This window comes from Rhizobium sp. PP-CC-3G-465, assembly GCF_004343445.1.
Lineage (GTDB): Bacteria > Pseudomonadota > Alphaproteobacteria > Rhizobiales > Rhizobiaceae > Ferranicluibacter > Ferranicluibacter rubi.
This window is the reverse complement of sequence record NZ_SLYH01000001.1, coordinates 1952079-1972617: the sequence shown is the minus strand read 5'-3', so window position 1 is coordinate 1972617 and position 20539 is coordinate 1952079. Positions and strand designations below refer to the sequence as shown.

Below are 20539 nucleotides of genomic sequence, written 5' to 3'. Positions count from 1 at the left end.
ATGGCCGGAAACCGCTCCGACAAGCTGAAGCGCCTCGTCGCCGTCCAGCGCCATCTCGAACAGATGGCGGAAAACGAGCTTTCCGAAACCGCCCGCCAGCGCCGCGAACTCGCGACCACGATCGACGTCGTGGCCGACGCCATGGGCTCGGCGAAGCCCCTCCACGCCATGTTTTCCGGCCACTACGCGTCGCAACTCGGCCGCCTCGCCCAGAAGGACCAGATGCTCGAGGGCATCCAGCAGGTACACGAAGCGCGCGTGCTCAAGGAGCGGGCGAAGGGCGACCGGCTGGCCGAGCATATGAAGGATGCCCGTGCGCTCGAAGAGCGCGCCGAGGCGGACGATGCGATCTACGATCTCATCGACCAGCATGTCATGCATGGCGCGCCAGCTTCCGGTAAGCTTGACCACTCATAGTGGCCCCGGTCGGCAGGATGCGACGGTCTCGTTTCATCCAGCCAAATATCTGATTTTCATCGCGGATTTTCAGCCTCTCTCAGCGGGCTGCAGGCTGCATGACGAAGGAAGCACCCGGATGGCCATTTCTCCTCCGACCGATCTGGTGATGGATGTCCTGCGCGCGGCCGATCCGACGCAGGTCAAAGAGGCGCAGGCGCGTCTGCAGTCCAACCGGGCCGCCTTCCGCGCGTCGAGCCTTGCGGAGACCGGCAATGGTTTTGCCAACACGGTCGCAATCCTCAACCAGAACCAGGGCGGTTCCGGCCTGGGGAATATCGACAACCGCGCCGAGCCGAAGAAGGTGCCGGAAACCTATCGGAAGTTCGAGGCCATGGTGCTCCAGAACTTCGTCAAGTCGATGATGCCGAGCAACAGCGAGGACGTTTACGGCAAGGGCACGGCCGGCGACATCTGGAAGAGCATGATGGCCGAGCAGATCGGCAACGTCATGGCCAAGGGCGACGGCGTCGGTATCGCCGCGAGCATGGTGGCCGATGGCGCCGGCGGCACGAGCATGACCAATCGCGTCAGCGCGCAGCTCGATGGCAACAGCGCCAACATGGCCCAGAGCATGGTGCAGGAATATCAGCGCAAGGCGCTGGACGGCTTCCGGGCGAGCGACGCACTGTCCTCGACAGGCAGCACGGAGTGATACGGCTTCCGGCTGATCAGACCGGAAACCGTATTCCGTCCAGTGAAAATCCGGCCTTCCGGCCAGAGATTTTCGATGGTTCTTGTTTCCGGTTCGCGGAACGCGATCAGCCGGAAACGGAATAAGAGGACGCCCGGCCCTGAGGGGGCCGGCGCAGCGACGCGGACCGGCTGCCGGCATCGTCCAGATGCCCCGGCCGCCGGCAGAGGTTCATGTTTCGCACGTGATGTCAGAGGGTTGGCCCCAGACGTCGAGACATGCGGAAAATCAGGAATGCAGGCGCAGGGTGAGCGGCGAAATCCACCTGGGTGCCGTGCCAAGACGGGAGACGTTTTATGGAAATTCAGGCTTCGGGCGATGTGCGGGTCCGCAACATTCTGGGTCGGCTCGAGATGATCCTCGACAATGAGAACGCCCGGATCGGCGTCGATCCCACCTTCGACCTCAAGGCGTCCAACCTGCGCAAGAGCCGGTGCCTCTATGAGCTGACCATGCTCAACCGCCGGCAGGCAGCGCCGACCGACGTGTCGCCGTCCTACCTGTCGCAGGCCAAGCATATCCGCAACAAGCTGGCGACCAATTCCGAGAAGGTCGAGGCCCATCTGGAGGCCTGCCGCTCAGTGGTCGAGCTGCTGAAGACTGCGGCGCAGGACGCCGATGCCGATGGCATCTACTCCGAAGAACAGTTCCGTTACGGCGCGATGGTATGATCAAGCTTCTTCTCACCGGCGTCTGGGTCGCAGGCATCACGCTCGGATCGGTCTATGTCTCGATGCGTCACGCCTCCGCACCGGTGGAATCCAGTGAGGAGCAGGCTCGGCTCGCCGTGCAGGAATACGTTCCCGGCGAGCTGATCACGGTCCCGGTGCTCCGCGATGGCGGCGTGCAGGGGTACTTTCTGACGAAGCTCTCCTTCGCCGTGGACAAGACAAAGGTGAAGACGCTGCCGGTTCCCTTGAAGGAGACCGTCACCAACGCGCTGTTCGATATTCTCGTCGGCAAGCAGCTGATCAATGTCGAGGACAGCAAATCCTTCGATCTCGCCAACTTCAAGTCGGTCGTGAAGGCGGGCCTGAACGAGCAGATGAAGGAAGAGGTGATCTTCGAGGTGCTGGTCGAACAGCTCGAATATCTTTCCAAGGCCGATGTCGCGCGCGTCGCAAATCGCGAAAGCCGCAAGCAGCCGGAGCCGGTCGCGATCGTCGATCGCAACGGCAACACCGCACACGACGTCATCCCCGGTGCGGCAGAGAAGGCAGCCGCCGGCCATTGAGTCGGTGGACGCATCTTCCGTCACGGGCCTGTATCAGCTTGAAACGATCGAAGAGCCGTCGCCGGGCGGGAAACATCGTTTCCCCGGCCGCCATGCTTGCTCTTGCTCGCCTTTTCACAGGATCGTCGTAAACGGATCCTGAATTCGGGAAAAGGCTTTTGATTGAATGGTTTAAACGCGATTTCAGACCGCTTTGCTATTGTGCCGTCAATTGATCCGAGGATCGTGACCGCACAGGCATCCGGGAATATTCGTTCTCGTCACAGCCCGCTCCGTCTCCGCTTGACCGCGACGACGAGCGAGAGCAGGGACAGGGAATGAGGACGGTGCTCGTGCGGCGCGATGCTCCTTGATGGAGGATTGCCCGCATGAAATATTTTCCGCCCGTCTCGATCCAGCCGTCCCACCGCGACATCCTCGACCTCGCGGTCTGCGATTTCGAATGGGAGGAAGCTTTCACCTTCGTGGACGAGGTCGCCTCGTTGCCGATCGGGCAAACGATCATTTCCTTCCTGAATGCCAACAATGCCAATTACATGATGGAAGACCCCGACTACCGCGCGATCCTCGAGCGGCATGTCGTGCTGCCGGATGGCCATGGCGTCGATATCGCCTCCAAGATCTTTCATGGCAAGCCGTTCCCCGCCAATCTGAACGGCACCGATTTCGTGCCGGCCATGCTCACCTACATGCGCACGCCCCGCCGTGTGGCCATGGTCGGCGCGCGCGCCGATGTCCTGCAGCGGGCGGCCGAGAATTTCGCCAAGCATACGCCCTGGCACACGTTCATTCCGGTATCGGACGGCTACTTTGATCCGTCCGAATCCGATGCCGTCATGGCGAAGGTCCGCAAGGCCAGCCCTGATATCCTGCTGATCGCCATGGGCACGCCGCGCCAGGAAAAGTGGATCGACCGCTATGTCGGCCCGGGGCATGCCCGGCTCGTGCTCGGTGTGGGTGCATTGTTCGATTTCATCGCCGGCGAGGTGCCGCGTGCACCCGAATCCATCCGTCGCATGCGCCTGGAGTGGCTCTACCGCATGACCATCGAGCCGCAACGCCTGTGGAAGCGCTACGTCATCGGCATCCCGGTCTTCCTGCGCTTCGTTCTCTGGCGCAAGCTGACCGGGCCGCGCACGGCACGCACACTGCCGGCCCGGCGGGTCGCATCGCTGTAACGATATCGTCCCGGTTCGAGCAAAAACGGTGCACCGGAGAGCGATCTTCCGGTACAGGCCCATGTCGGCCTTGAAATCCTCGTGAAGAACAGCTTAGGACGCATTGAGGCGATCTGCTGGCGTTCGCGCCCTATATGTCCCTCTGGACGAACCATATCCGCGAGGGCCTAATGAGCACCGTTATCGATGGAAAGACCGTAGCCGCCTCCGTTCTCGACCGCGTGAAGACAGCGGCCAGCACGCTGGAAGAAAGCCACGGCGTCAAGACGGGGCTTGCCGTCGTCATCGTCGGCAATGATCCGGCCAGCCACACCTACGTCTCCTCCAAGAGCCGTATGGCCAAGGAATGTGGTTTCGTATCCGTGCAGCACACGCTGCCGGAGGAAACCACCCAGGATGACCTCGCTGCCATCGTCGATCGCCTCAATGCCGATCCCGCGATCCACGGCATCCTCGTGCAACTGCCCCTGCCGCCGCATTTCGACGCCGACCCCATCATCCAGTCGATCCGGCCGGAAAAGGACGTGGACGGACTGAATGTCGTCAATGCCGGAAAGCTTGCGACCGGCGACCTCAAGGGCGGTCTCGTCTCCTGCACGCCGGCTGGCGCCATGGTCTTCGTTCGCCAGACCCATGGCGCCGATCTCTCGGGCCTCAATGCGGTCGTCATCGGACGCTCCAACCTGTTCGGCAAGCCGATGGCAGCCCTGCTGCTCGCCGCCAACGCGACCGTGACGGTCGCCCATTCGCGCACGCGGGATCTGCCCGCCGTCTGCCGCAATGCGGATATTCTCGTTGCCGCCGTCGGCCGGCCGGAAATGGTGAAGGCGGATTGGGTCAAGCCCGGTGCCACCGTCATCGATGTCGGCATCAATCGCATCGCGGCGCCCGAGCGGGGGGAGGGGAAAACCCGCCTCGTCGGTGACGTCGCCTTCGCCGAGTGCAAGGATATCGCCGCAACCATCACGCCCGTCCCCGGCGGCGTCGGGCCGATGACCATCGCCATGCTGATGGCCAACACCGTCATCGCCGCCCACCGCGCGGCCGGCGTGGAAGCGCCGAGCTTCTAATCTTTGATGTCAGCCCCGCGGCGCCGGCTTGGTCGAGTCGCGGATGATCAGTTCCGCCTGCCAAACCTCGTGCTCCAGTGCGTCTTCCGGGCTCAGGACATGGGTGATCAGCCGTTCGGCGACGCGGGCGCCCGCTGCCCGTAGCGAGGACTGCGTGGTCGTCAGCGGCACGTTGAAATGTTCCGGTTTCAGCAGCGGTAGCACGTCGTCATGCGCGATCAGCGACACGTCGTCGCCGACCTTCAGCCCGGCGCGGTTCAGGGCCCTGACCACGCCCAGCGCCATGACCGTGCTGGAACAGAGAATGGCGGTCGGCGGCCGCGCATCGGCCAGGAATGCCGTCGTCGCCCGAAACCCGTATTCGTCCGTCATGAAGTCATGGGCGATCAGAACATCCTGTGTTTCCAGCCCAGCTTCCTGAAGAGCCGCCAGCATGCCGGCCTTCCGGCGCATGGCAAAGGTCAGGTGTTCCTGCCCGTTGATCAGCGCAATGCGGCGGTGCCCGAGCGAGATCAGCAACTGCGTCGCCTCGTAGAAAGCGCCCTCATTGTCGATGTCGAGGAAGGGATAGTCTTCGCCCTGACCGATCGCCCGGCCGTGCACCAGATAGGGGATCGGCAAAGAGCGCAGCATCTCGATCCGTGGATCGTCACGACGTACGGAGGCTATGAAGAGCGCATCGACATTGCCGCTGGCCGCCAGCCGACGAAAGGTCGTCTCTTCCTCTTCCGGCGCACTGGGATTGATGACGAAATGAAAGTCGTGACGAACGGAAGCTTCCCCAAGTCCGGTCAGGAAGGCGCTGAAATGCACGTCCGTATCGATATCGGGAGCGACCGTCATCACGAGGCCGATCGAGGCGGCACGGCCGGTCGCCAGCCGCTGCGCTGCCCGGTTCGGCCGATAGCCGGTGTCGCGCACGGCCTGCAGCACGCGCTCGCGCGTTTCCGCATTCACCTCCGGATAGCCGTTCAGCGCCCGGCTGACCGTCGTCTGCGACAGACCCAGCATCTCGGCCAACTGTCTGAGATTGACGACCATCCTCCAGAACTCCCGCCAAAGCGCTTCGATACCCCCTCAAAGCGGTATGATTGCTGATTACCACTAAAGGCATGGCTGCGCAAAACGGTTCTCGTCTTGCCGCACTGCAAACCTTCGCTGCACTGCAAATTAACAACTTACGATGGACAGGCATGCAAAACCTCTTGACTTGCCGCCTCGACCAATGATTTCTTAAGCTTCTCAAAGCGCTTTGAAAGCGGCCATCAAGGAAAGATGCCGGCAAGGTGCAGCGGTTTTTCGGGAGGAAACACGTGAAGACCAAACTGATCCTGGGCGCAGCTGCGCTTGCTCTTATCGCAGGAACCGCCTTGGCGGCGGAGCTGAAGTTCAAGCCGGGCGAAGACGCCAAGTTCAACTGGAAAAGCTACGAGGACTTCAAGTCCGGGCATGACCTGAAGGGTCAGTCGCTGACCATCTTCGGCCCCTGGCGCGGCGAAGACCAGGTCCTGTTCGAAGCCGTGCTCGACTATTTCCGCGACGTTACCGGCGCCGACGTGAAATATTCGTCGTCCGAGAACTACGAGCAGCAGATCGTCATCGACACGCAGGCGGGCTCGCCGCCGGATGTCGCGATCCTGCCGCAGCCGGGTCTCATCGCCGACCTCGCCTCCAAGGGCTACCTGACACCGCTCAGCGAAGGCACGGACAAGTGGCTGCTCGACAATTACGCGGCGGGCCAGTCCTGGGTCGATCTGTCGACCTATGCCGGCAAGGACGGCCAGAAGGCGCTCTACGCGTTCCCCTACAAGATCGACGTCAAGTCGCTTGTCTGGTACGTGCCCGAGAACTTCGAGGATGCGGGCTATGAAGTGCCCAAGACCATGGAAGAGCTGAAGGCCCTGACCGACAAGATCGTCGCCGATGGCGGCACGCCGTGGTGCATCGGTCTCGGTTCCGGCGGCGCGACCGGCTGGCCGGCGACCGACTGGGTCGAAGACATGATGCTGCGCACGCAGCCGGCCGACACCTATGACAAGTGGGTCTCGAACGCCATTCCGTTCAACGACCCCGCCGTCGTCGGCGCGATCGACGAGTTCGGCTTCTTTGCCAAGAACCCGAAATATGTCGATGGCGGCACGCAGGCGGTCTCGTCCACCGACTTCCGCGACAGCCCGAAGGGCCTCTTCGCCTCGCCGCCGAAGTGCTACCTGCATCACCAGGCATCCTTCATTCCGTCCTTCTTCCCGGAAGGCACGAAGGTCGGCGAAGACGCGGATTTCTTCTACATGCCGCCTTATGCCAGCAAGCCGGAACTCGGAAATCCGGTCCTCGGTGCCGGCACGCTCGCCATGATCACCAAGGACACGCCGGCTTCGCGCGCCTTCCTCGACTTCTTGAAGACGCCGATCGCGCATGAGGTCTGGATGGCCCAGTCGAGCTTCCTCACCCCGTACAAGGGCGTGAACCTCGATACCTACGCCAATGCGCCGATGAAGAAGCAGGGGGATATTCTCCTCAATGCGACCACCTTCCGCTTCGACGGCTCCGACCTGATGCCCGGCAAGATCGGCGCCGGCGCCTTCTGGACCGCCATGATCGACTATGTCGGCGGCAAGCCGGCAGCCGATGTGGCAACCGACATCCAGAAGTCCTGGGACAGCATCAAGTAACGATCGTTTCGCGACGTCGCGCGCCACTTGCCACCATGGCAAGTGGCGCGCGCGGGTTCGATCTTGTGGGTGGACGACGGTCGGCCGCGCCGCGGCCTGAGGGGGGAACATGCAGCAATTGTTGATGGCTGTGGTAACGATGGTGGCCGGCGTTCTCGCCTGCGCTGCCTATTTCTACGGAACGAACCTGATCCTCGACCTCATCTTCCCGTCAAAGGGTCGATCGGGCGCCAAGGCATCGCGCAATCTGCGCATCAGCAACGCCATCCGCCCCTGGCTCTTCCTGTTTCCGGCGCTCTTCGCCATGACGATCTACCTCATCTATCCGGTTATCGAGTCCGTCTGGCTCTCCTTCCACGATCGTGCAGGGCAGAATTTCGTCGGCGGCGCCAACTATGTCTGGATGATCAATGACGGCGAGTTCCGCCAGTCGATCTTCAACAATTTCCTCTGGCTGCTCGTCGTCCCGGCGCTCGCCACCTTCTTCGGCCTGATCATCGCGGCTCTGACCGACCGCATCTGGTGGGGCAACATTGCCAAGACGCTGATCTTCATGCCTATGGCCATCTCCTTCGTCGGCGCATCGGTCATCTGGAAGTTCATCTACGACTACCGCGCTGCCGGCACGGAGCAGATCGGCCTGCTCAACGCCATCGTCACATCGCTCGGCTTCGAGCCGCAGGCCTGGGTCACCATCCCGCTCTGGAACAACTTCTTCCTAATGGCCATCCTCGTCTGGATCCAGACCGGCTTTGCCATGGTCATCCTGTCGGCGGCCCTGCGCGGCATTCCGGAGGAAACGGTCGAGGCCGCCGTGATCGACGGGGCGAACGGCTTCCAGATCTTCTTCAAGATCATGATCCCGCAGATCTGGGGCACCATCGCCGTGGTCTGGACCACCATCACCATCCTCGTCCTCAAGGTGTTCGACATCGTGCTGGCGATGACCAACGGGCAATGGCAGACGCAGGTTCTGGCCAATCTCATGTTCGACTGGATGTTCCGGGGCGGTGGCGATTTCGGCCGCGGCGCGGCGATCGCCGTGGTCATCATGCTCCTCGTCGTGCCGATCATGATCTGGAACATTCGCAATGCCGCCAAAGAGATGAAGGGACACTGAGATGATCGCATCGAAACGCTCCCCGCTCGTCCTCTTCGTCCACCTCTCGGTGCTGCTGCTGGTCATCCTCTGGACGATCCCGACAGCGGGCCTTCTCATCTCGTCGCTGCGCGACAAGGACCAGCTGGCCGTCTCCGGCTGGTGGACGGCGTTGTCCACCTCCAGCCAGAACCTGACGGTGCGCGCACCGGGCCCGGAAGCGCAGCAGCAGCGCGACGGCAAGTTCGTCATATCCGGCAACGCGCTCGACAATCCCGGCGCCAAGGTCTCCGCCTTCGGCTTCCGCACGCAGGAACCGGCAGCCTTCGAGCCCGGCCAGACCGCGACGCTCAACGACGGCGAGCGTCTGACCGTGCAGGAGGACGGCACATATGAGATCGTCTCCGACGTTGCCATGGAAGGCTCGCGTGGCCAGCGCATCTTCGTTCAGGCCGCCGTCCCCTCGCGCTTCACCTTCGACAATTACCGCGAGGTTCTCAATGCGGAAGGAATCGGCGCGTCCTTCATCAACTCGCTGACCGTCTCCATTCCCTCCACCATCATCCCCATCCTCGTTGCGGCCTTTGCGGCCTATGCACTCGCCTGGATGCCGTTTCCCGGCCGCACCGTCCTCATTGCCATCGTCGTCGGCCTGCTGGTCGTACCCTTGCAGATGTCGCTGATCCCGCTGCTCAAGCTCTATAACGGCGTCGGCGCGTTCCTCGGCGTTCCCGCCAAGACCTATGTCGGCATCTGGCTCGCGCATATGGGCTTCGGCCTGCCGCTTGCCATCTATCTGCTGCGCAACTATATGGCCGGCCTGCCGCGCGAGATCATGGAGTCCGCCCGGGTCGATGGCGCCAGCGATTTCGACATCTTCGTCAAGATCATCCTGCCGCTGTCCTTCCCCGCACTCGCCTCCTTCGCCATCTTCCAGTTCCTCTGGACATGGAACGACCTCCTCGTCGCCATGGTCTTCCTCGGCACAGGCAATAATGAGCTCGTGCTCACCGGCCGCCTCGTCAACCTGCTCGGCTCGCGCGGCGGCAACTGGGAAATCCTGACGGCCTCCGCCTTCATCACCATCATCATTCCGCTCCTCGTGTTCTTCAGCCTGCAGCGCTATCTCGTGCGCGGCCTGTTGGCGGGATCCGTCAAGGGCGGTTGATCCCACTCAGGCGACCTGAACCATCGTCTCCCGAACCCACCCGTCCAAGGACCCGCCCCTTTCCATGAGCCTACCCCTTCGCAAGACCCAGACCGAACAGACCTCCACCCTGCTGCCCGCCGACCGCGACTGGTGGCGCGGCGCCGTGATTTACCAGATCTACCCGCGGTCCTATCAGGACAGCAACGACGACGGCATCGGCGATCTCAAGGGGATCACGCGCCGGCTGCCCTACATCGCCTCGCTGAATGTCGATGCCATCTGGATCTCGCCCTTCTTCACTTCGCCGATGAAGGATTTTGGCTACGACGTCTCGAACTATAACGGCGTCGATCCGATCTTCGGCCTGCTGTCGGATTTCGACGACCTGATCGCCGAGGCGCATCGTCTGGGAATCCGGGTCATGATCGACCTCGTGCTCTCCCACACCTCGGACCAGCACCCCTGGTTTGCCGAAAGCCGCTCCAGCCGCTTCAACCCGAAGGCGGACTGGTACGTCTGGTCGGACTCCAAGCCCGACGGCACGCCGCCTAACAACTGGATGTCGATCTTCGGCGGTTCGGCTTGGGCTTGGGACCCGACGCGCCTGCAATATTACATGCACAACTTCCTGACCTCGCAGCCGGACCTCAACCTTCACAACACCGAGGTGCAGGACGCGCTGATATCCGTCGAGCGCTTTTGGCTGGAGCGCGGCGTCGACGGTTTTCGCCTCGACACGATCAATTTCTACTTCCACGACCTGCAACTGCGCGACAATCCGGCGCTGGCGCCCGAGCGCCGCAATGCCAATACGGCCCCGGCCGTGAACCCCTACAACTATCAGGAACATCTCTACGACAAGAACCGGCCTGAAAACATCGCCTTCCTCCAGCGCTTCCGCGCCGTCATGGACGAATATCCGGCGATCGCCGCGGTGGGCGAGGTGGGCGACAGCCAGATCGGTCTCGAAATCGCCGGCCAGTACACGTCGGGCGGCGACAAGATGCACATGTGCTACGCCTTCGAGTTCCTGGCGCCCGATCCGCTGACGCCGGCGCGCGTCGCCGAGGTGCAGCACGCCTTCGAGCGGGCAGCACCCGAAGGCTGGGCCTGCTGGGCGTTTTCCAACCACGACGTCGTGCGCCATGTCTCCCGCTGGGGGCAGGGCATCGCGGATCATGACGCCCACGCGAAATTGCTCGCCAGCATGCTGATGTCGCTGCGCGGTTCCGTCTGCATCTATCAGGGTGAAGAACTGGCGCTGACCGAGGCCGATCTCGCCTTCGAGGACCTGCAGGATCCCTACGGCATCCAGTTCTGGCCCGACTTCAAGGGCCGCGACGGCTGCCGCACGCCGATGGTCTGGGAGGCCGACGCGCAGAACGGCGGCTTCGGCGATGGCCGTCCCTGGCTACCGGTGCCGCCCGAGCATCTGCCCCGCGCCGTCTCGGTGCAGGAACAGGACATGCGCTCTGTCCTCCACCACTACCGCCGCTTCCTCGCCTTCCGCCGCCAGTACACGGCGCTGGCCAAGGGCGAAATCGCCTTCAAGCCCTACGCAGCGCCGATCCTCGGCTTCGAACGGAGCCATGGCAACGAGACGCTGCTATGCTTGTTCAACATGAGCGGCGAGACAGCATCGGTCGAACGGCCGGCCGAGCGGCTCGAGGTGCTGACCGGCCACGGCTTTGCCTCGGAACTCGGCGACAACAGCATTACACTGCCCGCCTGGAGCGGATTTTTCGCGCGGATCGTCTGACGATCACGATTGAAGTGAACGGGGAGGGACCCATGTCCGGACTGGAACTACGCAAGATCCGCAAATCCTATGGTGCCGTGGACGTCATCCACGGTATCGATCTGACGATCGAGAAGGGCGAGTTCATCGTCTTCGTCGGCCCGTCCGGCTGCGGAAAGTCGACGCTGCTGCGCATGATCGCCGGGCTCGAGGAGATCACCGGTGGTGAGATGTTCATCGAGGGCGAGAAGGTCAACGATACCCCGCCGTCGAAGCGCGGCATCGCCATGGTGTTCCAGTCCTATGCGCTCTACCCGCATATGACGGTCTACGACAACATGGCCTTCGGCATGCGCATCGCCAAGGAAAGCAAGGAGGAAATCGACCGCCGCGTCCGCGCCGCCGCCGATATCCTGCAGCTCACGCAATATCTCGACCGCCTGCCGAAGGCGCTCTCCGGTGGCCAGCGCCAGCGCGTCGCCATCGGCCGCGCCATCTGCCGCGACCCCAAGGTCTTCCTGTTCGATGAGCCCCTGTCGAACCTCGACGCGGCGCTGCGCGTCGCCACCCGCATCGAGATCGCCCGGCTGAACGAGCAGATGGCCGACACGACCATGATCTACGTCACCCACGATCAGGTGGAGGCGATGACGCTTGCGGACCGCATCGTCGTGCTCTCTGGCGGTCATATCGAGCAGGTCGGTCCGCCGCTCGAACTCTACGAGCGCCCCGCCAACCTCTTCGTCGCCCAGTTCATCGGCTCGCCCGCCATGAACATCATCCCCGCCAGGATCGTCGCCACCGGCGCCCAGACGACGGTCGAACTCGTCGGCGGCAAGCGCGACATCCTCGATATCCCGACGCCCGATACCGAAAGCGGCCGGCAGGCCAGCTTCGGCGTCCGCCCCGAAGACCTTCAGATCACCACCGGGGACAGCTTCCTCTTCGAAGGCACCGTTTCCATCGTCGAGGCGCTGGGCGAAGTCACCCTCCTCTACATCGAAGGCCTCGTTCCCGACGAACCGATCATCGCCAAACTTGCCGGCATCCAGCCGATCAAGCGTGGAGAGCGGGTCCGCTTCACCGCAGACCGCGCCAAGCTGCATCTGTTCGATGGGGAGGGGAAGACGTATCGGCGTTAAGCCATCGATCACAGCCGCGAATGCTTTTGCCGGAACCAAACCCGTCGTCTGCGAATTGGGTGGGGCAACACAGCAAAGGATTTCCGCATGGCGTATATCGATGCAAAGGACGGCACACAACTTCATGTCAAGGATATGGGGCAAGGCCGTCCCGTCGTTCTTATCCATGGCTGGCCTCTGACCGGCGATATGTTTGAATATCAGACCGTAGCCCTGCTCGAAGCAGGCTACCGCGTCATCACATATGACCGCCGCGGCTTCGGCCAATCTGGTCATCCGGCGACCGGGTACAACTACGATACCTTCGCCGACGATCTGGCGAGCGTCATCGAGGAGCTTGACCTGCAGGATGTCTCGCTGGTCGGCTTCTCCATGGGCGGCGGCGAAATCGCGCGCTACCTCTCCCGTCATGGCGCATCGCGCATCGCCAAGGCCGTCCTCGTGGCATCGGTCGCTCCGTATCTTCTCAAGGACGAGACCAACCCGGATGGCGTCGATGCCAGCGTCTTCGAGGATATGAAGGCGCAGATCCGCGAGGATCGTTTCGCCTTCCTGCAGAGCTTCGCAAAGACGTTTTATGGTGTGGGACTGGTGAGCCGTCCCGTTAGCCAGGGCGTGCTCGACTGGTCCTTCGTACTCGGAGTCATGGCTAGCCCGAAGGCGACGATCGACTGCGTCACAGCCTTTGGAACGACGGATTTTCGTCCAGACCTCGCCTCGTTCACTATCCCGACGCTCGTCATTCACGGTACGGCAGACAAGACCGTTCCCATCGATCCATCAGGCCGCGCGGCCGCGAACGGCATCGCCGGTGCGCGACTGATCGAGTATGACGGCGAACCCCATGGTCTGTTTGCAACCGTACCAGATCGGTTGAACAAGGATTTGCTGGAGTTTCTGGCATAAGACAAAAAAGAGCGCGCCGATGATGTCGGCGCGCTCTTTTCTAATGTGGGATAGCGAAGTTTCGTTTTTCAGTGAAAAAACACGCTCGCCCCGTGTTCCGCAGCCCCCGTCATCGCCCGGAACGGTGCGAACAGCTCTCGGCCCATGCCGAATTCGTTGCCGGAGAGGTCGGCTTCTGCCGGCTCGCGCGCGTCCAGTTCTGCGTCCGACACCAGCACGTTGATCTTGCCGGTCGTGGCATCCAGCCGGATAATGTCGCCTTCGCGGATCTTGGAGATCGGGCCGCCGTCCTTGGCCTCGGGGGTCATGTGGATGGCGGAGGGGACCTTGCCGGAGGCGCCGGACATGCGGCCGTCGGTGATGAGGGCGACCATCTGGCCGCGATCCTGGAGGATTCCCAGCACCGTCGTCAGCTTGTGCAGTTCCGGCATGCCGTTCGCCTTCGGGCCCTGGAAGCGGACGACGGCGACGAAATCGCCCTCGAGCTTGCCCTCCTTGAAGGCGTCGTTCAGGCCCGCCTGATCGTGAAAGATCTTGGCCGGCGCTTCGATGATGTGGCGCTCCGGCTTGACGGCCGAGATCTTGATGACGGCCTTGCCGAGGTTGCCGGTGAGCATCTTGAGGCCGCCGGTCGCCTGAAAAGGCTTGTCGATCGTGGCGAGCACCTTCGGGTCGTGGCTGACGTCGGGCGCGCGCTCGCGGGCGACCGTGCCGTTCTCGCCGAGCTTCACGTCGATCGCATAGGCCTGAAGTCCATGGCCGAAGACGGTGCGGACATCCTCATGGATCATGCCGGTCTTCAGCAACTGGCCGATGAGATAGCCGATGCCGCCGGCGGCGTGGAAATGGTTCACGTCCGCAAGGCCGTTCGGGTAGACGCGGGCGAGTAGCGGAATGATGTCGGAGAGTTCCGAAATATCCTGCCAGGTGAGCATGATGCCGGCGGCACGCGCCATGGCGACGAGGTGCATCGTGTGGTTGGTTGAGCCACCCGTCGCATGTAGGCCGATGACGCCGTTGACGATGGAGCGCTCGTCGATCATCTCGCCGGCCGGCGTGAACTCGTTGCCGAGCGCGGTGATCGCGAGCGCCCGCTTGGTCGCCTCGCGCGTCAGCGCGTCGCGCAGCGGTGTGCCGGGATTGATGAAGGAGGCGCCGGGCATGTGGAAGCCCATGATCTCCATGACCATCTGGTTGGAGTTGGCCGTGCCGTAGAAGGTGCAGGTGCCGGGCCCGTGATAGGACTTGGATTCGGCATCCAGCAGCTCGTCGCGGCCGATCTTGCCTTCGGCATAGAGCTGGCGCACGCGGGCCTTTTCGTCGTTCGGCAGGCCCGTCGTCATGGGACCCGCGGGAATGAACACGGCGGGGAGGTGGCCGAAGGTCATGGCCGCGATCATCAGGCCGGGCACGATCTTGTCGCAGACGCCGAGATAGACGGTGCTGTCGAACATATTGTGCGACAGGCCGATGCCGGCGGCCATGGCGATGAGGTCGCGCGAAAACAGCGACAGCTCCATGCCGGGCTGCCCTTGCGTCACGCCATCGCACATGGCGGGAACGCCGCCAGCCACCTGCGCGATGCCGCCCGCTTCAGCTGCCGCTTCGCGTATCATCGCCGGGTAGGTCTCGAACGGCTGATGCGCCGACAGCATGTCGTTGTAGGAGGTGATGATCCCGAGATTGGGCACGGTGTCTCCCGACAGCGCAACCTTCTCGGAGGGGGAACAGACGGCGAAGCCGTGTGCGAGGTTGCCGCAGCCGAGCACGGAGCGGTGCACGCCTTTGGCGGCTGCGTTGCGCACCCGGTGCAGGTAGAGTTCGCGCGATGGCTTGGAGCGCTCGACGATGCGGGCAGTGATAGCTGCGATGCGGGGATCGACGGTCATGGCCTATCCTTCCGGGGCCTGTCTGGCCCCTGTCTCAGATGTGGATCATCGGTATCGGCGCGAATGAGCGCCGGTTGTGTCAAGTCTCGCGCGACGGGCCCGTGACCGTGACGGCACCCCTGTTGAGGTGCCCTCTGTTACGGCGCCCAGAAAATCGCGACCGGCGAGGCGGCACGGCGCAGGATGGCGCGGATCGGCATGTCCGTTTCCGGGCCGTCCCCTTGCGCCGTCTCCAGCACCGTCTTCTTGGCGTCGCCTTCGATATGCAGCACCAGAAGCCGCGCATCCTCGAGGCTCGTAAACGTGTAGGTCAGTCGCGGCTCGCCGGCCCCGTCCGCCTGCATGGTCATCACGCCGCGCGGTGTCTTCAAGTCGAGCGCCTCGGCAAGGCGCGATCCGCCGGGAAAGAACGAGGCCGTGTGCCCGTCGCCACCCATGCCCAGCACCACGACGTCGAAAGGCCGGCCGATCCCGGCCGTTTCCTTGGTGGCGGTTGCCGCCGACTCCTCGGCCGTGGCCGTGGGGTAGTAGAGCGGCTGGAAGGCGGCGGCCGAAGCTGCGCCCGTCAGAAGATTGTCGCGCACCAGCTTTTCGTTGGAACGGTCGCTGTCAGGCTCGACGAACCGCTCGTCCACCAGCGTCACGGTGACCTTGGTCCAGTCGAGCGGCGCGTTCGAAAGCGCCTTGAAGAAGGCCTTTGGCGTCGAGCCACCGGAAACGGCGATGGAGGCCGATCCGTCTCTGGCAATGCCGGCGGAGAGAGCGTCGGCAACGGCCTTCGCCAGGTTTTCGGCAAGCTCTGCCGAGGTCTCGAAGGTTTGGAGCGTGGCGGTCATGGCTTAGACCACTTCATGCCAGGTGCGGCCGTCACGCTCGATCAGCGCGATCGCCTGGCTCGGACCCCAGGTGCCGGCCGTGTAGGACTGCGGCTTCTGGCCCACTTCGTCCCAGGCCTTGAGGATCGGATCGACCCAGCGCCATGCGGCTTCCACCTCGTCGCGGCGCATGAACAGGGTCTGGTTGTTACGGATGACATCGAGCAGCAGGCGCTCATAGGCGTCGGCGCTGCGGGCATTGAAGGATTCCGCAAAGGTCATGTCCAGCGACACGTTGCGCAGGCGCATGCCGCCCGGGCCCGGGTCCTTGATCATCAGCGACTGCTTGACGCCTTCGTCCGGCTGCAGGCGGATGATCAGCTGGTTGGCTTCCACGCGGCCGGCCGCGTCGTCGAAGATCGAGTGCGGGATCGGCTTGAAGGAGATGACGATTTCCGACATCCGGGTCGCCATGCGCTTGCCGGTACGGATGTAAAAGGGAACGCCCGCCCAGCGCCAGTTGTTGATCTCGGCCTTGATGCCGACGAAGGTCTCGGTGTTGGAAACGCCGCCTTCGAGCTCTTCGAGGTAGCCCTTGACCGGGCCGCCGGCAGATGCGCCAGCCTTGTACTGGCCGCGCACCGTCATCTTCTCGACATTGGCAGCGGTGATCGGCTTCAGCGCGCGCAGCACTTTCAGCTTCTCGTCGCGCACGGCCTCCGCATTCATGGAAGGCGGAACTTCCATGGCGACGAGGCAAAGCAGCTGGAGAATATGGTTCTGCACCATGTCGCGCAGCGCACCGGCCGTGTCGTAGTAGCCGGCGCGGCTTTCAAGGCCGACGGCTTCGGCCACCGTGATCTGGATGTGGTCGATATAGGATGAATTCCACAGCGGCTCGTACAGCGTGTTGGCAAAACGCAGCGCCATCAGGTTCTGCACGGTTTCTTTGCCGAGGTAGTGGTCGATGCGGAAGATCTGTTCTTCCTTGAACACCTTGCCGATCGTGTCGTTCAGCTCCAGCGCGGAGGCGAGATCGCGGCCGATCGGCTTTTCCACCACGATGCGGGTGGTCTTGGTGATCAGCTTGTGGTCGCGGATCTTCTCGGAAATGGCGCCGAAGATGCCGGGGGCGACGGCGAGATAGAAGGCGCGGACGCGGTCCTTGGCCTCGTCCAGCAAGGATTTCAGCTTGTCCCAACCCTGGTCGGACTTGGCATCGACGGAAATGTAGTAGAGCCGTTCGGTGAACGTCTTGACCTGCGCCTCGTCGTACTCGCCGGCCTTCAGGTGTTCCTTCAGCGCCGCGCGGCCGAACTGCCGGTATTCCTCGTGCGTCATCGCGGTGCGCGATGCGCCGATGATGCGGGTCGGGTCGGTCAGCTGGCCATCGAGCTGGCGGTGGTAGAGGGCAGGAAGGAGCTTCCGCTCGGCAAGATCGCCGGTGCCGCCGAAGACGACATAGTCAAAAGGTTCGACGGGAATGATCTGGCTGCTCATGGGATATCGATCTCTCTCAGGTCGGGCGTTTTATAATCTAATCGATTTAAAGGCGCCAGTGCTGCGTTGCAAAAAATGCGCCGGGGGGTGGGTCAGAGCTTGTCGCGCAAAGCATACCAAGTGAGCGCCAGGAACAAAAGCGGCGATCGGAAACGGCGACCGCCGGGGAAGGCGGGAACGCGCAGTTCCTTCAAAAGGTCGAGATCGCCACCGCGTCCGAGCACGAGATCGGCATAGAGTTTTCCGCAATGATTGGACAGCATGACGCCATGGCCGGAAAACCCGCCAACGGTGGTGACGCCGGGCATGACCTCGCGCACGAAGGGCTGGCGCGGCATGGTGATGCCAACGGACCCGCCCCAGGCATGGGTCATTCGCACGTCGGCAAGGTCCGGGTAGATCCCCGCGATCTGCCGCCGGATATGCGTGGAAATGTCGCGCGGATTGTCGGCCGTATAGGCTTCACGACCGCCGAAGAGCAACCGCCCGTCGCGCGACCGGCGGAAGTAGCGCACCACGAAGCGGCTGTCGGCAACGCTCTCGCCCCCTGGCAGAACGGGCGATGCATCGCCCAGCGGCTCGGTTGCGCCGATGAAGGAGCGGATCGGCATGACATGCGAAGCGGTTACCGGCTCCAGCGTGCCGATATGGGCGTTGCAGGCGATCAGCGCCCGGTCGGCGCGAATGGTGCCGCGTGCGGTTTCCACCAGCACCTTGCCCTGGGATATCAGGATGTTCGTGGCATTGCTGTTCTCGAACAGCTGCGCGCCTGCCGCCTGCGCGGCGCGGGCGAGCCCCACCAGCAACTTCATCGGCTGGATATGGCCGGTGCCGGTGTCACGGATGCCGAGCACGTAATGCCGTGATCCCACGCGTTTGGCCGTTTCCTCGGCATCCATCATCTGCATGTGCGGATAGCCGTAATCGCGCGCCATGCTCTCAACATAGGCCCGGTAGTCCTTCTCGGAGGAGGCTTTGTGCGTTACCGAGAGGTGACCCGGCTGGTACTCCATGTCGATGTCGTGGCGCGCGGCGAAGGCGAGGAGACCGCGCTTTGCATCTTCCGCCATGTCGAAGAGCGCTTTGGCCCGCTCTCGCCCGTACTGCTTTTCAAGCTCGTCCACCTCGGCACGCTGGCCGGTGCCGAACTGCCCGCCATTGCGTCCGGACGCCCCGTCGCCGAAGCGGCAGGCGTCGATCAGGACGACCCGTACCCCGCCGGCGGCGAGGTTATGGGCCGCCTGAAGGCCGGTGAAGCCGCCGCCGATAACGGCGACATCGGCCGTCATGTCGCCGTCGAGCGTCGGATAGGCCGGACGCTCGCCGACGGCATCCTCGTACCAGGAAATGCCGGGCGAGATCGGGCTCTGCCACTGTACCTCGGAGGTCATGGCGAGGCTCACACGTTGAGAAGCAGATATTCCCGCTCCCAGGGGCTGATCACCTGCATGAACGTCTCGAACTCTCCGCGTTTCACGCCGGCATAGATGGCGATGAACTCGGCCGAGAACACGTCGTGGAAGGCGGGTTCCGCTTCCAGCGCCGCGACCGCTTCCAGGAGACCGCGCGGCAGCTCGATCGCCTTGGTGTTGACGCTGTCGTCGGCCGGTGCCGTCGGCTCCAGCGCCTGCGTCAGGCCGAGATAGCCGCAGCCGAGCGAGGCCGCGAGCGCCAGATAGGGGTTGGCGTCCGAACTCGGCAGCCGGTTTTCCACGCGCCGTGCGGCCGGTTCGGAATCCGGCACACGAAACGCCGTCGTCCGGTTGTCGTAGCCCCAGGCATTGTTGACCGGTGCCGACATATCCGGCGTCAGCCGGCGATAGGAGTTCACATAAGGCGCCATCATCGACAGCGCCTTCGGGATATAGGTCTGCATGCCGCCGATGAAGTGAAAGAACTCCTTGGAGGGCGAGCCGTCCGCGTTGGAAAACAGGTTGCGGCCGGTGTTCACCTCCACGATCGACTGGTGGATGTGCATGGCCGAGCCCGCCTGGCTCTGCATGGGCTTGGCCATGAAGGTCGCGTAGATCCCGTGCTTCAGCGCAGCTTCGCGGATCGTGCGCTTGAACAGGAACACCTGGTCGGCCAGCTCGATCGGGTCGCCATGCCGCAGGTTGATCTCGAGCTGCGCCGGTCCCTCTTCGTGGATCAGCGTGTCGATCTCCAGACCCTGCTTTTCGGAGAAGTGGTAGATGTCGTCGATGAGTTCGTCGAACTCGTTGACGCCGGCGATCGAATAGGCTTGCCCACCCTGGATCGAGCGGCCGGAACGGCCCTTCGGCGGATGCAGCGGATAGTCGGGATCGTCGTTCTTGGCAACGAGGTAGAACTCGATCTCGGGCGCGACGACCGGCTTCCAGCCCTTCAGCCGGTAAAGCTCCAGCACATGCTTCAGCACGTTGCGCGGCGTGTAGGGCACGTTTTCGCCCTTGGAGCCGGCGATATCGCAGATCACCTGCGCGGTCGGGTCGGTTTCCCAGGGAACGATGGAGAGTGTGGAGAGATCCGGCACGAGCTTGATGTCGCTGTCGCGGCTGTCATAGCGGAAGTCGCCCGTTTCCTCCGGGTACTCGCCCGAAATCGTGTGCCGGTAGATGGCGGAGGGCAAAGCGAGCGAGGTGTTGGAGGTGAACTTGGAGGACGGCATCATCTTGCCGCGGGGAACCCCGGCAATATCGGGCGTGATGCACTCCACGTCTTCGATACCCCGGACCTTCAGCCAGTCGGCGGCTTCCTTCCAGGTCTTCACCCCGCGCGGCGCCTGAAGGGCGGACGGGATCTTGTTGCTTTTACCAGATTTCGTCGTCGTGTTAGCGATCGTTTTCTTCGCAGGCATAAATCACCGGGGTTCTTTCGGATATTGCTTATCATAGACGGTGTTTGACGATTGGCCAGCTTGCAGAGCGCGAAAATGCTGGAGATTGGATGCCGTTGACGTTATCGGGGCATCTACAGCGCCGTGCGCCATATATGGCGCACTCAGGTTCGCTGTAGCG

18 protein-coding genes are annotated in these 20539 nt (G+C 63.0%); 12 read left to right on the top strand and 6 right to left on the bottom strand.

Translation table 11 applies throughout. The features are described from left to right. The 6 genes from C8J33_RS09300 (at position 1) to folD (ending at position 4632) form a co-directional block, all read left to right on the top strand. Positions 1–417: a hypothetical protein gene (locus C8J33_RS09300; protein WP_092932179.1), complete on the top strand. Its 417-nt coding sequence runs from the start codon at positions 1–3 to the stop codon at positions 415–417. A gap of 118 nt (positions 418–535) precedes the next feature. Beyond that, entirely contained in the window at positions 536–1111 is a 576-nt protein-coding gene (locus C8J33_RS09295; RefSeq protein ID WP_110800011.1) for a rod-binding protein, read from the top strand. A 335-nt stretch (positions 1112–1446) separates the two neighbouring features. Continuing rightward, entirely contained in the window at positions 1447–1821 is a 375-nt protein-coding gene (locus tag C8J33_RS09290; RefSeq protein ID WP_092932181.1) for a hypothetical protein, read from the top strand. Beyond that, on the top strand, positions 1818–2384 hold the full coding sequence (locus C8J33_RS09285; protein WP_110726950.1) for a hypothetical protein: 567 nt from the start codon (positions 1818–1820) through the stop codon (positions 2382–2384). Before C8J33_RS09290 ends, C8J33_RS09285 begins: the two co-directional genes overlap by 4 nt. A gap of 368 nt (positions 2385–2752) precedes the next feature. After that, a complete protein-coding gene (locus tag C8J33_RS09280; RefSeq protein ID WP_110800010.1) occupies positions 2753–3562 on the top strand; it encodes a WecB/TagA/CpsF family glycosyltransferase in 810 nt (269 codons plus the stop codon). Between the two features lie 170 nt (positions 3563–3732). Then, entirely contained in the window at positions 3733–4632 is a 900-nt protein-coding gene (gene folD / locus C8J33_RS09275; RefSeq protein ID WP_132663848.1) for a bifunctional methylenetetrahydrofolate dehydrogenase/methenyltetrahydrofolate cyclohydrolase FolD, read from the top strand. 9 nt (positions 4633–4641) lie between these two features. On the opposite strand, the gene C8J33_RS09270 is transcribed toward folD, so the two are convergent. Further along, on the bottom strand, positions 4642–5673 hold the full coding sequence (locus C8J33_RS09270) for a LacI family DNA-binding transcriptional regulator (protein WP_110800009.1): 1032 nt from the start codon (positions 5671–5673) through the stop codon (positions 4642–4644). A 272-nt stretch (positions 5674–5945) separates the two neighbouring features. On the opposite strand from C8J33_RS09270, the gene C8J33_RS09265 reads away from it, so the two are divergent. The 6 genes from C8J33_RS09265 to C8J33_RS09240 all read left to right on the top strand — a co-directional run bounded on the left by C8J33_RS09265 (position 5946) and on the right by C8J33_RS09240 (position 13339). After that, positions 5946–7304: an ABC transporter substrate-binding protein gene (locus C8J33_RS09265; RefSeq protein WP_132663846.1), complete on the top strand. Its 1359-nt coding sequence runs from the start codon at positions 5946–5948 to the stop codon at positions 7302–7304. Positions 7305–7413: 109 nt separating this feature from the next. Continuing rightward, complete coding sequence (locus C8J33_RS09260; RefSeq protein ID WP_132663844.1) at positions 7414–8424, top strand: carbohydrate ABC transporter permease; 1011 nt, start codon at positions 7414–7416, stop codon at positions 8422–8424. 1 nt (position 8425) lies between these two features. Beyond that, a complete protein-coding gene (locus tag C8J33_RS09255) occupies positions 8426–9571 on the top strand; it encodes a carbohydrate ABC transporter permease (protein WP_110726942.1) in 1146 nt (381 codons plus the stop codon). A 64-nt stretch (positions 9572–9635) separates the two neighbouring features. Then, complete coding sequence (locus C8J33_RS09250) at positions 9636–11312, top strand: alpha-glucosidase (protein WP_132663842.1); 1677 nt, start codon at positions 9636–9638, stop codon at positions 11310–11312. A gap of 32 nt (positions 11313–11344) precedes the next feature. Beyond that, positions 11345–12433: an ABC transporter ATP-binding protein gene (locus C8J33_RS09245; protein WP_110726938.1), complete on the top strand. Its 1089-nt coding sequence runs from the start codon at positions 11345–11347 to the stop codon at positions 12431–12433. Between the two features lie 87 nt (positions 12434–12520). Then, on the top strand, positions 12521–13339 hold the full coding sequence (locus tag C8J33_RS09240) for an alpha/beta fold hydrolase (RefSeq protein ID WP_132663840.1): 819 nt from the start codon (positions 12521–12523) through the stop codon (positions 13337–13339). A gap of 68 nt (positions 13340–13407) precedes the next feature. Here the strand turns inward: C8J33_RS09240 and edd are convergent, their stop codons facing one another. The 5 genes from edd to C8J33_RS09215 form a co-directional block, all read right to left on the bottom strand. After that, entirely contained in the window at positions 13408–15228 is a 1821-nt protein-coding gene (gene edd / locus C8J33_RS09235; RefSeq protein WP_132446250.1) for a phosphogluconate dehydratase, read from the bottom strand. Between the two features lie 137 nt (positions 15229–15365). Continuing rightward, a complete protein-coding gene (pgl, locus tag C8J33_RS09230; protein ID WP_132663838.1) occupies positions 15366–16064 on the bottom strand; it encodes a 6-phosphogluconolactonase in 699 nt (232 codons plus the stop codon). Between the two features lie 3 nt (positions 16065–16067). Continuing rightward, positions 16068–17543: a glucose-6-phosphate dehydrogenase gene (zwf, locus tag C8J33_RS09225; RefSeq protein ID WP_132663836.1), complete on the bottom strand. Its 1476-nt coding sequence runs from the start codon at positions 17541–17543 to the stop codon at positions 16068–16070. Between the two features lie 92 nt (positions 17544–17635). Beyond that, positions 17636–18934, bottom strand: coding sequence for an NAD(P)/FAD-dependent oxidoreductase (locus tag C8J33_RS09220; RefSeq protein ID WP_132663834.1), 1299 nt, complete (start codon positions 18932–18934; stop codon positions 17636–17638). A gap of 8 nt (positions 18935–18942) precedes the next feature. Further along, the gene (locus C8J33_RS09215; RefSeq protein WP_110726926.1) at positions 18943–20379 is read right to left on the bottom strand and encodes a glutamine synthetase family protein; all 1437 of its coding nucleotides are present in this window, start codon (positions 20377–20379) and stop codon (positions 18943–18945) included. Positions 20380–20539 lie beyond the last annotated feature (160 nt).

What these genes read in the sequence shown, in the direction of transcription:
- folD (WP_132663848.1), top strand. Translation starts at nt 3,733, where the DNA reads ATGAGCACCGTTATCGATGGAAAGACCGTAGCCGCCTCCGTTCTCGAC.
- C8J33_RS09290 (WP_092932181.1), top strand. Translation starts at nt 1,447, where the DNA reads ATGGAAATTCAGGCTTCGGGCGATGTGCGGGTCCGCAACATTCTGGGT.
- C8J33_RS09245 (WP_110726938.1), top strand. Translation starts at nt 11,345, where the DNA reads ATGTCCGGACTGGAACTACGCAAGATCCGCAAATCCTATGGTGCCGTG.
- C8J33_RS09295 (WP_110800011.1), top strand. Translation starts at nt 536, where the DNA reads ATGGCCATTTCTCCTCCGACCGATCTGGTGATGGATGTCCTGCGCGCG.
- edd (WP_132446250.1), bottom strand. Translation starts at nt 15,228, where the DNA reads ATGACCGTCGATCCCCGCATCGCAGCTATCACTGCCCGCATCGTCGAG.
- C8J33_RS09280 (WP_110800010.1), top strand. Translation starts at nt 2,753, where the DNA reads ATGAAATATTTTCCGCCCGTCTCGATCCAGCCGTCCCACCGCGACATC.
- C8J33_RS09250 (WP_132663842.1), top strand. Translation starts at nt 9,636, where the DNA reads ATGAGCCTACCCCTTCGCAAGACCCAGACCGAACAGACCTCCACCCTG.
- C8J33_RS09270 (WP_110800009.1), bottom strand. Translation starts at nt 5,673, where the DNA reads ATGGTCGTCAATCTCAGACAGTTGGCCGAGATGCTGGGTCTGTCGCAG.
- pgl (WP_132663838.1), bottom strand. Translation starts at nt 16,064, where the DNA reads ATGACCGCCACGCTCCAAACCTTCGAGACCTCGGCAGAGCTTGCCGAA.
- C8J33_RS09215 (WP_110726926.1), bottom strand. Translation starts at nt 20,379, where the DNA reads ATGCCTGCGAAGAAAACGATCGCTAACACGACGACGAAATCTGGTAAA.
- zwf (WP_132663836.1), bottom strand. Translation starts at nt 17,543, where the DNA reads ATGAGCAGCCAGATCATTCCCGTCGAACCTTTTGACTATGTCGTCTTC.
- C8J33_RS09240 (WP_132663840.1), top strand. Translation starts at nt 12,521, where the DNA reads ATGGCGTATATCGATGCAAAGGACGGCACACAACTTCATGTCAAGGAT.
- C8J33_RS09255 (WP_110726942.1), top strand. Translation starts at nt 8,426, where the DNA reads ATGATCGCATCGAAACGCTCCCCGCTCGTCCTCTTCGTCCACCTCTCG.
- C8J33_RS09260 (WP_132663844.1), top strand. Translation starts at nt 7,414, where the DNA reads ATGCAGCAATTGTTGATGGCTGTGGTAACGATGGTGGCCGGCGTTCTC.
- C8J33_RS09300 (WP_092932179.1), top strand. Translation starts at nt 1, where the DNA reads ATGGCCGGAAACCGCTCCGACAAGCTGAAGCGCCTCGTCGCCGTCCAG.
- C8J33_RS09220 (WP_132663834.1), bottom strand. Translation starts at nt 18,934, where the DNA reads ATGACCTCCGAGGTACAGTGGCAGAGCCCGATCTCGCCCGGCATTTCC.
- C8J33_RS09285 (WP_110726950.1), top strand. Translation starts at nt 1,818, where the DNA reads ATGATCAAGCTTCTTCTCACCGGCGTCTGGGTCGCAGGCATCACGCTC.